At 67.4% G+C, this 11,835-nt stretch carries 11 protein-coding genes and 1 pseudogene; 8 read left to right on the top strand and 4 right to left on the bottom strand.

Features of this window, described 5'->3' with window-relative positions; genetic code table 11:
* Window positions 1-23 precede the first annotated feature (23 nt).
* The 8 genes and pseudogenes from DFLDMN_RS08120 to DFLDMN_RS08085 all read left to right on the top strand — a co-directional run bounded on the left by DFLDMN_RS08120 (window position 24) and on the right by DFLDMN_RS08085 (window position 7,386).
* Entirely contained in the window at window positions 24-1,058 is a 1,035-nt protein-coding gene (locus tag DFLDMN_RS08120) for an OmpA family protein (protein WP_423197950.1), read from the top strand.
* A 135-nt stretch (window positions 1,059-1,193) separates the two neighbouring features.
* Entirely contained in the window at window positions 1,194-1,475 is a 282-nt protein-coding gene (locus DFLDMN_RS08115) for a UxaA family hydrolase (protein ID WP_423197949.1), read from the top strand.
* Between the two features lie 51 nt (window positions 1,476-1,526).
* Entirely contained in the window at window positions 1,527-2,702 is a 1,176-nt protein-coding gene (locus DFLDMN_RS08110; protein ID WP_423197948.1) for a UxaA family hydrolase, read from the top strand.
* Entirely contained in the window at window positions 2,702-3,637 is a 936-nt protein-coding gene (locus DFLDMN_RS08105; RefSeq protein WP_423198358.1) for a hydroxyacid dehydrogenase, read from the top strand. The genes DFLDMN_RS08110 and DFLDMN_RS08105 overlap by 1 nt, the downstream gene beginning before the upstream one ends.
* Window positions 3,634-4,651 (top strand): annotated as a pseudogene (locus DFLDMN_RS08100) (Ldh family oxidoreductase). Before DFLDMN_RS08105 ends, DFLDMN_RS08100 begins: the two are co-directional and overlap by 4 nt.
* A gap of 67 nt (window positions 4,652-4,718) precedes the next feature.
* Window positions 4,719-5,720: a Bug family tripartite tricarboxylate transporter substrate binding protein gene (locus DFLDMN_RS08095; protein WP_423197947.1), complete on the top strand. Its 1,002-nt coding sequence runs from the start codon at window positions 4,719-4,721 to the stop codon at window positions 5,718-5,720.
* Window positions 5,721-5,861: 141 nt separating this feature from the next.
* Window positions 5,862-6,602: a GntR family transcriptional regulator gene (locus tag DFLDMN_RS08090; RefSeq protein WP_423198357.1), complete on the top strand. Its 741-nt coding sequence runs from the start codon at window positions 5,862-5,864 to the stop codon at window positions 6,600-6,602.
* Window positions 6,603-6,783: 181 nt separating this feature from the next.
* A complete protein-coding gene (locus DFLDMN_RS08085; RefSeq protein ID WP_423197946.1) occupies window positions 6,784-7,386 on the top strand; it encodes a cysteine dioxygenase in 603 nt (200 codons plus the stop codon).
* Between the two features lie 38 nt (window positions 7,387-7,424).
* Here the strand turns inward: DFLDMN_RS08085 and DFLDMN_RS08080 are convergent, their stop codons facing one another.
* From DFLDMN_RS08080 to DFLDMN_RS08065, 4 genes are all read right to left on the bottom strand, one after another.
* Entirely contained in the window at window positions 7,425-8,201 is a 777-nt protein-coding gene (locus DFLDMN_RS08080) for a DeoR/GlpR family DNA-binding transcription regulator (RefSeq protein ID WP_423197945.1), read from the bottom strand.
* Between the two features lie 101 nt (window positions 8,202-8,302).
* Window positions 8,303-9,304: a 4-hydroxythreonine-4-phosphate dehydrogenase PdxA gene (gene pdxA / locus DFLDMN_RS08075; protein ID WP_423197944.1), complete on the bottom strand. Its 1,002-nt coding sequence runs from the start codon at window positions 9,302-9,304 to the stop codon at window positions 8,303-8,305.
* A 13-nt stretch (window positions 9,305-9,317) separates the two neighbouring features.
* The gene (locus DFLDMN_RS08070) at window positions 9,318-10,724 is read right to left on the bottom strand and encodes a four-carbon acid sugar kinase family protein (RefSeq protein ID WP_423197943.1); all 1,407 of its coding nucleotides are present in this window, start codon (window positions 10,722-10,724) and stop codon (window positions 9,318-9,320) included.
* Window positions 10,721-11,704, bottom strand: coding sequence for a 2-keto-3-deoxygluconate permease (locus DFLDMN_RS08065; RefSeq protein WP_423197942.1), 984 nt, complete (start codon window positions 11,702-11,704; stop codon window positions 10,721-10,723). Before DFLDMN_RS08065 ends, DFLDMN_RS08070 begins: the two co-directional genes overlap by 4 nt.
* Window positions 11,705-11,835 lie beyond the last annotated feature (131 nt).

The raw sequence follows: 11,835 nt of genomic DNA, 5'->3' as shown, positions 1-11,835 counted from the left end.
TTTCATTCATGAAAAGACCAGTCATGGCGCTGACACTCGGCGCATGCCTGCTGGCGGGTTGTGCCAATACGGGCACGAGAGATGCGCTCGACATACAGGATCCCACCGTATTGCAGGATGGCCTGGAGATCGAACAGAGTGTCGCGGCCGGTGCCGTCACCGCGGAGTGGATAGCCACATACTCTGGCGCTGATGATCGTGGCCGGGCGCTCGATGCGTTGGCGCAGCGCGTCGGCAAGCTGCCGACGGACGAGGGCAGCGTGTACCTCGCCGCCAAGGCGCGTTGCTGGACCACCGCCGCGCGTGAAGAGCAAGCCGCGCGCAACCAATGGGGTTTTGTCGAGGAGGCGATGGGAGAGGCCGGACGTCTGGCCGGCATGGCCGAGCGAGGCGCTTCGTCGTCGGCGCGGAATCTGCCCCTGCGCACGGCCCCGGTTTTGCGGCCCGACCTGTGGCAAAGCCTGACCCAGGCCCAGGCCGATCCGCGGGCCGGCAGGTGCCCCGCGGCGCAGTCGCAAATCGCTTGCGCGGAGGTTGCACTGGCCCACGCCGGTCACGACGCATGGACGCGCGATTTCGATAGTGCCAGCCTGCGGGCCGGCAGAGTGGCTGACGCGCTGGCCGACATCACCGCGAGCCTGGAGGCGTGTACGCCCACCGTCGCGCCGCAGGTGACGGAGACCGCGGCGGCAAACATCTCGCTCGATACCGATGCACTGTTCCGCTTTGCGGAGGGCGAGGAGGCGGGTCTTCTGCCAGAGGGCCGCGACGCACTGGATGCGCTCATTGCGGAGATCAGGCGACCCGGCATCGCGCGCTCGATAGAGATCGTCGGGTACACGGACCGGCTGGGGTCGGAAGGCTACAACCTGCGTCTGTCGCGGCAACGCGCCGAAACCGTACGCGCCTACCTTGCACGTAAGGGCGTGACGGTGCAGCTGAGCGCGCGTGGTGCCGGTCCCACCAGGCCAGTGGTGGCATGCGACAGCGGTGATCGGGCGGCATTGATCGCGTGCCTGGCACCCAACCGGCGGGTGGAGATTACGGTTCGACCGTAATCCGGACCACCTCAGTCACCGGACAAGGCTCCTTCGGGAGCCTTTTTCATCACCCATTCAACTCATATATATGAGTTAGTTGACATGGCGCAATTTGCTTCCTAAGATGCATCCACCCACAACGAGGAGACAACGATGATTCACGTGGTTCTGCACGATGCCAAGGACACCGTCGCGGTGGCCGTGGTGGAAGGGATCGAAGCCGGCACCAAGCTCAATGCCTGGATCATGGACGAGGACAAGGTGGTGACCGTCACCGCGCTGCAGGCGATTCCGATCGGCCACAAGGTGGCGTTGTGCGACATGCCCGCCGGCAGCACGGTGCTCAAGTACGGCATCGACATCGGCAAGGTAGTGGCACCGATCAAGGCGGGCGAGCACGCCCATGTGCACAACATCAAGACCAAGCGCTGGTAAGCGCGGTCCGCGCCCGCCCATCTTTTGACCACATACCGAGACCCACACACCATGTCCGTGATCGATCAAAACACCACCTTCTGGGGCTATCGCCGTGACAACGGCCGCGTCGGCGTGCGCAACCACGTCATCATCCTGCCGCTGGACGATCTGTCGAATGCCGCCGCCGAGGCCGTGGCGGCCGCCATCAAGGGCACTATGGCGATTCCGCACCCCTACGGGCGCCTGCAGTTCGGGCCTGACCTCGACCTGCACTTCCGCACGCTGATCGGCGCGGGCAGCAACCCTAACGTCGCGGCGGTCGTCGTGATCGGCATCGAGGACGGCTGGACCAAGAAGGTGGTCGACGGTATCGCGCAGACCGGCAAGCCCGTGGTCGGCTTTGGCATCGAGGGCCATGGCGACCACGAGACCATCATGCGCGCTTCCAAGGCCGCCAAGGAATTCGTGCAGTACGCCACCTCGCTGCATCGCGTCGAATGCCCGATCAACGAGCTGTGGGTGTCGACCAAGTGCGGCGAATCGGATACCACCTCGGGTTGCGGCGCCAACCCGACCGTCGGTAACGCGTTCGACAAGCTGCATCCGCTTGGCACCACGCTCGTATTTGGCGAAACGTCGGAACTGACCGGCGGCGAACATATCGTGGCCGCGCGTTGCGCCAACGACGACGTACGCCACAAGTTCATGGCGATGTTCGAGCGTTATCAGTCGATGATCGACCGCTGGAAGACCTCGGACCTGTCGGAGTCGCAGCCGACCAAGGGCAATATTGCCGGTGGCCTGACCACCATCGAGGAGAAGGCGCTCGGCAATATCCAGAAGATTGGCAAGAAATGCACCGTGGATGGCGTGATCGACAAGGCCGAGATGCCGACCCATCCGGGTCTGTGGTTCATGGACTCGTCGTCGGCCGCGGCCGAGATGGTCACGTTGTGCGCAGCGTCCGGCTATGTCGTGCACTTCTTCCCGACCGGCCAGGGCAACGTGATCGGCAACCCGATCCTGCCGGTGATCAAGCTGTGCGCCAACCCGCGCACGGTACGTCTGATGAGCGAGCATATGGACGTCGACTGCTCGGGCCTGTTGCAGCGCGAACTGACGCTCGACCAGACCGGTGACAAGCTGCTCGAATGCATGATGGCCACCATCAACGGTCGCTTTACCGCGGCCGAGGCGCTCGGCCACCGCGAGTTTGTGCTGACGCGCATCCACGAGTCCGCATGATGAAGTGCATCTGCATCAGCGAGTTCATGGATGCGGACGCGGTGCAGGCGCTCAAGCCCGGCTTCGATCTGCGTTACGAGCCGGGCTGGGTCGATCGCCGCGAGGCGCTGCTCGACGCGGTGGGCGAGGCGCACGCGCTGGTCGTGCGTAACCGCACGCAGGTGGACGCCGCGCTGCTGGCGCGCGCACCGGCGCTGCGCGTAGTCGGACGCCTTGGCGTCGGCCTCGACAATATCGACGTCGAGGCCTGCCGCGCGCGCGGTATCCGCGTGATTCCCGCGGCGGGCGCCAATGCGCGTTCGGTTGCCGAGTATGTGGTGACCACCGCGGCCATGTTGTGGCGCGGCGCCTATCTTTCCAGCGCCGCGGTTGCTCAGGGCGAGTGGCCGCGCCCGCGCCTGTCGGAAGGGCGCGAGGCGGCCGGCAAGACGCTCGGGCTGATTGGCTTTGGCGATATCGGCCGGCTCACGGCCACGCTCGCGCAGGCCTTCGGCATGCGCGTCGTGGCGCACGATCCGATGCTCGCCGCCGACGACGCGGTGTGGGCGCGCACCGGCGTCACGCCGTTGTCGCTCGACGTGCTGCTGGCCGAGTCCGATGCGGTAAGCCTGCACGTGCCGCTGGTGCCGGCCACGCGGCATTTGATCGATGCGCGCCGGCTCGCCGCGATGCGGCCCGGCGCGGTGCTGATCAATTCGGCGCGCGGCGGCGTGGTCGACGAAGCCGCGCTTGCGCAGGCGCTGCGCGAGGGCCATCTGGCCGGCGCGGCGCTCGATGTATTCGAGCGTGAGCCGTTGCCCGCGGGCAGCGTCCTGGCCGGTGTGCCGAACCTCGTGCTGACGCCTCATATCGGCGGCGTGACCCGCGAGGCCAATACGCGCGTGTCGATGTATATCGCCGAGCATGTGCGGCAAGCCCTGGAGGCACTGTCATGACGCGGGTCTCGCTTGATCAGCTGGAACAGTTGGCGGTGGCAGGCTTGCGGCGCGCCGGCGCCAATGCGTTGCAGGCCGAATGCACCGCACGCGCGCTGGTGCGCGCCGATGCCTCGGGCCTGCCGTCGCATGGGGTTTCGCGCGTGCCGATGTATGTCGGCCATCTGCATCACGATCGCGTCGACGGACAGGCAACGCCGACCGTGCACGCTGCGAGGCCGGGTGCCGCCCTGGTGGACGCGCATAGCGGCTTTGCCTTTCCCGCCTGCGAGCTGGCGGTGGCCGAGGCGATGCAACGCGCGCGGGACACCGGCGTAGGCGTGGCTGCGGTTACCAACAGCCATCACTTCGGCGCGGCCGCGATTCCGCTCGATACGGTGGCGCGTGCCGGCATGATCGGTATTGCCATGGGCAACTCGCCGGCGGCGATGCCGGGCTGGGGCGGCCGCACGCCGCTATTCGGCACCAATCCGATTGCCGCCGCTTTTCCGCGCCAGGGCCATGCGCCGCTCGTGATCGACCTGTCGCTGTCGGAGGTGGCGCGCGGCAAGATCATGGTGGCGGCCAAGCAGGGCAAGCCGATTCCAACCGGCTGGGCGCTCGATGCCGACGGCAATCCGACCACCGATGCCCAGGCGGCGCTGCGTGGCTCGATGCTGCCGGCCGGCGGCGTCAAGGGGCGCGATGCTGGCGCTGATGGTGGAACTGCTCGTGATCTCGCTCGGCGGCGCGCAGTTCGGTGCCGAGGCCGACTCGTTCTTCCAGGACGCCGGCAATCGCCCACGTATCGGCCAGCTCTTCCTGGTGCTCGATCCGCGCGCGTTCGCCGGCGAGGCCACCTATCACGCGCGCGTGGAAGCGCTGCTGCACGCGCTGCTGGCCGATCACGGCACGCGGCTGCCCGGTGCGCGGCGTGAAGCCGCGCTCGCCGAGGCCGCGGCCAGCGGCGTGGATATCCCCGATGCCCTGCTGGGCGAGCTGCGCACGCTCGCGGAGGAGGGTCGCGCCAGATAAGCCGGTTCGCTTCTTGTCAGCGGGGCCGCAAAGTACGGCCCCGCGACTCACCCCTAGGAGACACAACATGCAACGAGGTCTGATTGGTGCCGCGTTGGGCGCATTTGCCCGCGCATCTGTCGCAATATCCGTCTGCTGTGCCCTCTCCGGCGTGGCCGCCGCGCAAGGGCCCGACGCCGAATTCCCTGCCAAGCCCATTCGCTACGTCGTACCGTTCGCCGCCGGAGGTCTCACCGACATCATGGCGCGCATGGTCGGCCACGGCTTGTCCGAGGAGTGGAAGAAACCCATCGTCGTGGACAACAAGCCCGGCGGCAATGCCAATATCGGCGCCGACCAGGTCGCCAAGTCGCCTGCCGACGGCTATACCTGGCTGGCCGTGACGCTGACGCACGCGTCCAATGTCACGCTGTTTCCCAAGCTGCCGTTCAGCATGCAGAAGGACCTCATCCCGGTGGCGCGCATCGCCTCGTCGCCGATGATGGTGGTGGTGCCGGTCAACTCGCCGATCAAGTCGATGAAAGACCTGGAGGCCGCCGCCAGGACGCGCAAGCTCAACGTCGGCTCGAGTGGCAACGGCACGCCGCCGCATCTGACCATGGCGCTGTTCGAGAGCCAGACCGGCACCGACCTGACGCATGTGCCCTACAAGGGGGGCGCGCCATCGATGACGGATCTGATCGGCGGCCAGATCGACGTGGTGTTCTCCAATTTCCCGGAATCGCTCGCATACGTGAAGGGCGGCAAGCTGCGCGCGCTGGCCGTCACCACGCGCACGCGTCACCCGCTGTTGCCCGATGTGCCGACCGTGGCCGAGGCCGGCTATCCGGACCTGATCGTCGAGAACTGGACCGGCGTGATGATGCCGGCCGGCACCCCGCCGGCGGTGGTGGAGAAGGTGGGCGCCGCGGTAGGCAAGATGCTGCAGTCGGAGGCCGTGCGCGAGCGCATCGTCGCCGCGGGCTTTACGCCGGCGCCGCAGGGCAATGGCCAGTTCACCGACTACTTCAACGGTGAGGTCACGCGCTGGGCGCGCATCATCGAGGAGAAGAAGATCCGTGCGGAGTAAGGCCGCAGGGCCTGGGGCGAAGGCGTAGTGAGTCAGCCCCCGGCCGGTACGGAAGGGATGCCGGGAGCGTCCGGTATGATGTAACTTATCTACATGAGTGATGCGGGCATCGTGCCCGGCATTCCTTCGAGGAACTGGAACGTGGGTGCGGCATTCGATGCGGGTACGGCCATTGGCGGCGTGCTCTACAAGGACGTCAAGCGGGCGCTGCTGGCCGCGCTGGCCGAAGGCGAATGGAAGCCGGGCGAGGTCATCCCGTCCGAGCGCAAGCTGATCGAGCGCTTCGGCGTCTCGATCGGAACCCTGCGCAAGGCGATCGACGAACTGGTGGCGGAGAGCATCATGATCCGCCACCAGGGTCGCGGCACCTTTGTCGCCACCCATCGGCTCGAGGATCATTTCTTCCGTTTTTTCCGCATCGTGCGGCAGGACGGTCACCGCGCCTATCCGACCGTCAGGCTGGCGCGCTTTCGCAAAGCCAGGGCCGACAAGGACGAGGCTGCCGCGCTGGGACTGGCGGTGGGCGCGTCCGTGTTCCGCTTTACCAATGTGCTGTCGCTGGAAGGGCAGCCGGTGATGATCGATGCGATCACGGTACCGGAGGCACGCTTTCGCGACCTGACCGAGAAGCAGTTGCGTGAGCGTCCCAACACGCTCTACAACTTCTACCAGGATGTGTTCGGCATCAACATCATCCGCACCGAGGAACGGCTGCGGGCGACGGCGGCGGGCGAGGACGAGCATGCCTTGCTTGGCGTCGAGGTGGGAAGCCCCTTGCTGATGGTCCTGCGCGTGGCCTCGTCGTACCATGACGAGCGCATCGAATACCGCGTGTCGCGGGTCAATACCAGTCACCACGAGTTCTCGCTGTCGCAGCCCTAGCGTCGCGCGGGCAATGGATCGGCGCAAATTGCGTGTGCTTATGCAATGCCCGTCCCGCACGCCTGTGCCATAGTCGTCGCTATGCCGGGGTCGGGCCGTGACCGGCGCGCATGGCGCCATGGCATCCACGCCGATTTCCGCTATCTTCCAGAACATACTCATCACGGGCAGGAGACACGGTATGACTGACCCCGCCATCCGGTCGCTCGCGCCGCTGCGCGCGTTCATCACCGACCTGACGCAACTGCTGGACGAACATCCCACCGAGCCACGCATCCTCGACCAGGGCGGTCAGATGCTCGCCACGCTGGTGGCACGCGACGACTGGCTGCCGGAAGCGTTTGCGCAGCCACATCCCGATCACTATCAACAGATGCTGCTGCATTGCGACTCGGCCGAGCGCTTCTCGGTGGTCAGCTTTGTGTGGGGGCCGGGCCAGCGCACGCCGATCCACGACCACACGGTATGGGGCCTGATCGGCATGCTGCGCGGTGCCGAATACTCACAGCCGTATGTGCGCGATGCGGAAGGGCGGCCGCTCCCCCATGGCAAGCCGCGTCGGCTCGAGCCCGGGCACGTGGAGGCGGTATCGCCTACCGTTGGCGATATCCATCGCGTGCACAACGCCTACGATGACCGCGTCTCGATCAGCATTCATGTGTACGGCGCCAATATCGGCGGCGTGCGGCGCCATGTCTATACCGAGTCCGGCGAGAGCAAGTCGTTTATCTCGGGATATTCAAACGCCTTCCTGCCCAATCCGTGGGATCGGTCGAAGGGGTAAGGGGCGGTCGGGAATGGTGCCGCCGCCGTTGATGTGGCTCAGGCCGCGACCTCGACGCGCACCTGCTTGAGCGCGCGGAACGGTTCCAGCTGGGCCGTGGTGGCGCCGCCATCGGTGACCAGCGTCCATGCGCGCTCCAGCGGCGTCCAGTGTTGCTGGCGTGCGCGGCCGAGCTTGGTGGCGTCCACCAGCACGAAGATATCGGCGGCCTGGCGGATGATGCATTCCTTGAGGTACGCCTGCTCGGCGCTGGCTTCGCAGAGTCCCACGCCCGCTACCACGCCATCGGCGCCAAGAAATGCCTTGTCGACGCTGATGCGCGACAGCGCGAGCTGCGCGAGCGGGCCGAACGTGCCCATGCTCGACGGGCGCACGTCGCCGCCGATCAGCGTCACGCGCATCCTGGGCAGGCCCGCCAGCGCATTCACGGCCATCAGGTTGGTGGTGTAGACGTGCAGGTCTTCGCGCGCGGCCAGCAGGCGTGCCAGCGCGGCGGCGGTGGTGCCGCTGTCGAGCAGTACGGCGTCACCGTCCTGCACGAAACTTGCCGCGGTACGTGCAATCGCTTCCTTCTGCTCGCGCTGCAGGGCCTTGCGTTCTTCGAGCGAGGCTTCCGGTTCGTGTGAACCTACCTGCATCAGCGCGGCAGCGCCGCCATAAGTGCGTACGATGCGGCCTTCGCGCGCGAGCGCGGTGAGGTCGCGCCGCACGGTGGCCTCGGACACGCCGAGTGCCGCTACCAGCCGCTCGACATTGGCTTCCTCGCCGGAGAGCACACGTTCGAGAATGGCGCGTCGACGGTCGGCGGCTTTCATTGGGTTTGGCGTTCAGTGGCGTGAAGGAGCCACGATCTTACCGCACGGGCCAGCCGGCACGGCGCGCTGACCTGCCGCGCGGTGCCGGACTGGCCACGGGGTCATTGCCGGCGCGTGGCCAGCTCGGCGCCTTGCCGCAAGGCTTCCAGCAGGCTGCCTTCATCGGCGATGCCCTTGCCGGCGATATCGAAGGCGGTGCCATGATCGACGGACGTGCGGATCACCGGCAGGCCCACGGTGATGTTCACGCCGGCCTCGAGACCGAGCACCTTGACCGGACCGTGGCCCTGGTCGTGATACATCGCCACCACGAGATCGAAATCGCCGCGGCCGGCGCGGTAGAACAGCGTGTCGGCCGGCAACGGGCCCTCGACGTCCCAGCCGCGTTCGCGCAGCGCATTGACGGCGGGGATGATCTTCTCTTCTTCCTCGCCATGGCCGAACAGGCCATTCTCGCCCGCATGCGGATTGATGCCGCACACGCCGATGCGCGGCGCCGCGATGCCGGCGCGCTGCAGCGTGACGTGGCCGCGCTCGATGGTCCGTTGCACGAGGCCGGGTTCGATCTTGCGGATGGCGTCGAGCAGGCCGATGTGCGTGGTGACGTGGATCACGCGCAGCTTGGGCGCCACCAGCATCATCGACACTTCAGGCGTGCCGGTCAGGTGCGCGAGCATCTCGGTGTGGCCCGGAAACTTGTGGCCGCCGGCGTGCAGCGCTTCCTTGTTGAGCGGGGCCGTGCAGATGGCATCGAGCTGCTCGGCCTGGGTCAGGGCTACCGCGCGTTCGATATAGCGGAAGGCGGCGTCGCCCGCGAGGGCCGACAGCTGGCCGAACGGCAGGTCCGCGGGAATCAGGCCAAGGTCGATGCAGTCGATGGTCCCGGCTTCGAAGCGGGCTTCCTCGGGCGACTGGATCGCGCGCACCTGCAGCGGGCTCTTTACCAGCGCGGCGGCCTGGCGCAGGCGGCCGGCGTCGCCGATCACGAGCGGGCGGCACTGGGCGTAGACCGTGTCGTGCGCCAGGCTCTTGACGATCACTTCGGGTCCGACGCCGGTCGCATCACCCATGGTGATGCCGATGACTGGGAGGTAGTCGCTCATATTTGTCCTTGAATCATGGGGCCTTCATGGCCTGCCACGCACGCCACAGGGCGGCGTCGCTGCCGAACGCGCCTGCCTTGGTGGCAACGCGTCGCGGCGGTATCTCTAGGGTGTGCGACAGCGGCACGCCGGCCTCCACCTCGTGCTGCAGCACGAGCGTCGCGATATCGGCGGCCGCCAGCATCGCGCGTGCGGTTTCGCCGCCGGTCGCGATCAGCCCGCCCACGCGGTGGAACCACGGCAGCACGAGCGCGGCCAGTGCGGTACTGAGCAGCGGACCTTCGGCGGGGTCGAACGCATCGTCGCGGCCGATGGTGAGCAGCAGGTCGCAGTCATGGTCGAGGCGGCGCGCAATGTCCTGCTGGGCCGCATTCCATGCGGCATGGCCGCCGCCGTCGCGGAGCGTTTGCGGCGCGATCTCGATGGCGTCGATGCCGGTTTCCTGACGCAGCAGCGCCGCCTGGCGGCCCGAGACGCCCGACAGGCTGCCCACGAGGGCAAGCACGGGGCCGGGCCGGCGCGGCGGGACGGCGCCCGCGCCGGTCGTGCTGGTGGCGGGGCCGGTTGCGGCACCAGTGGCGCCAGGGCCGGTGCCGGGCGCTACCGCGGCGAGTACGCGCGCGAGCCCGCCCGAGCCGACCCAGAACGCGCGCGTCGACAGCGACGAGGTGGCTTGTGCCAGCGTGGCGATATCGGCTTCGGTCTCGGCGTCGCACACCACGGCTTGCGTGCCGTCCTGCGCCAGCGCTTCGATCGCGTGGCGCAAGGTGTCCGCGCCCGCGCGTACCGTGGCGAGCGAGACCGCCACCGCGCGCACCTGGCGCGCGGCCAGCAACGCGACCATGTCGGCGCGACCGCGCAGTCCTTCCAGGCGCCAGATATCGGAGTCGCCAAGTGGCTCGCCGTTGATGAACATGCAGCCATCGCGCGTGGTGCGCCCGGTGGCCGGAAAGGCCGGAGCGACGATGGCCAGACCTGCGTGTGGCAGCAATGCGGCCGTTTCCTCGGCCCAGTTGCCGCGCAACGTGGAATCGATCTTCTTGTACAGCCGGCGCTGCGCGCCGTCGAGCCGGCGCCACGCATCGAGGTTGCGCGCGGCGGCAGCCGCGGGCGCCAGGCGGCGGCTGTCGACGTCGGCGGCAATCACCTGCGCCTGGCCGATATCCCGGTCGCTATCCCGGTCGCTATCCCGGCCCGTATGGCTGCCCTTGTCGCTGTCCTCATTGCCGCCCGTATTGCCGTCCCTCTCGCCGCCCGTATTGGCGCACGTATGGCCGCCCTGATCGCGGCCAGGATCGCGGCCAGGATCGCGCCCCGCATTGGCATCCAGCGTGACCACCGTGCGCGCGCCCGCGGCGGCAAAGCCAATGGCGCAGTCAGCGGCACCCGACAGGTCGTCGGCAATGACCAGCCACGTCATGCGGCCGTCCTTGCGACCGCGGCATCGGTGCGGCTGGCCACGCGGCGCGCCACCCAGGCGGTGGCGAGCGGCGTGAGCACCGCGGTGACCACCACGCAGGCGGCCACGAGGATGGTCGCGCTCTTGGCGGCTTCCGTGTAGACAGGATTGGCCGCGGCAATCAGCGTCGGCACCGCGGCCGCGTTACCGGCCGTGCTGGCTGCCGCCACGCCGGCGACGCCGGTGCCGCCGGTCAGGCGATCGGCAAAGTACAGCGTGATGCCGGTGATCACGACCACCGCCACACCCAGGCCCAGACCCAGCATGCCGGCCTGCCACACCTTGTGCAGGTCGAGCCCGGCGCCGAGCGCGAGCGCGAAGAACGGAATCATCACGGGTACGGCCTTGCCGAGGAAGTCGCGCATTTCGCGGTCGAGGTTGCCCAGGATCATGCCCAGCATCAGCGGCAGGATGCTGCCGACCAGCGTCGGCCACGGAAACGCCGACAGACCGGCCACGCCCAGCGTGACCATGGTCAGAAACGGACCGGACTCGAGCGACATGATGGTGTACGCGCCGACGTCCTCGGGTTTGCCGTACTGGCCCATCAGCGCCATGTAGAGGCCACCATTGGTATCGTTCATCGCGGCCACCACGGCCAGCGTGGAGAGGCCGGCAAACATGCCGGACGAGATCGGTGCCTCGCCAAGGAAGTGGCCCATGACCACGCCGAGCACGATGGCGGTACCGATCTTGGTGCCAAACAGCACGCCGCCCTTCTTGAGGATGTAGGGCGTGGCCTTGACGTTGATGCTCGCACCCATGCACACATAGAACACCGCAAGGATCGGCAACGCGCCGGTGAACAGGGCGCCGGTGAACGAACCGAAAAACTTGGGGGCATCCGGCGCAAAAGTCGCCACGAGCGAGCCGAGCAAGAGCGGCACGATCATCATGCCGCCGGGGACGCGCTCGATGGCGCGTTTGATGGAAATCTGCATCTTCGTCTCCTGCCGCGTGGGGTGCGGCGCCTGTCTGGTTGTGAGTCTCGTCAGCAACGGCTGATGACGATGCGTGACCGAATCGATCAATCGATATACGTGAATCGATCATTTGCAGGCCGAAGTTTAGG

Source organism: Cupriavidus sp. H19C3 (genome assembly GCF_049393815.1).
GTDB lineage: Bacteria > Pseudomonadota > Gammaproteobacteria > Burkholderiales > Burkholderiaceae > Cupriavidus.
Note: the sequence above shows the minus strand (reverse complement) of the source record. Positions and strands in the feature narration are given on the sequence as shown.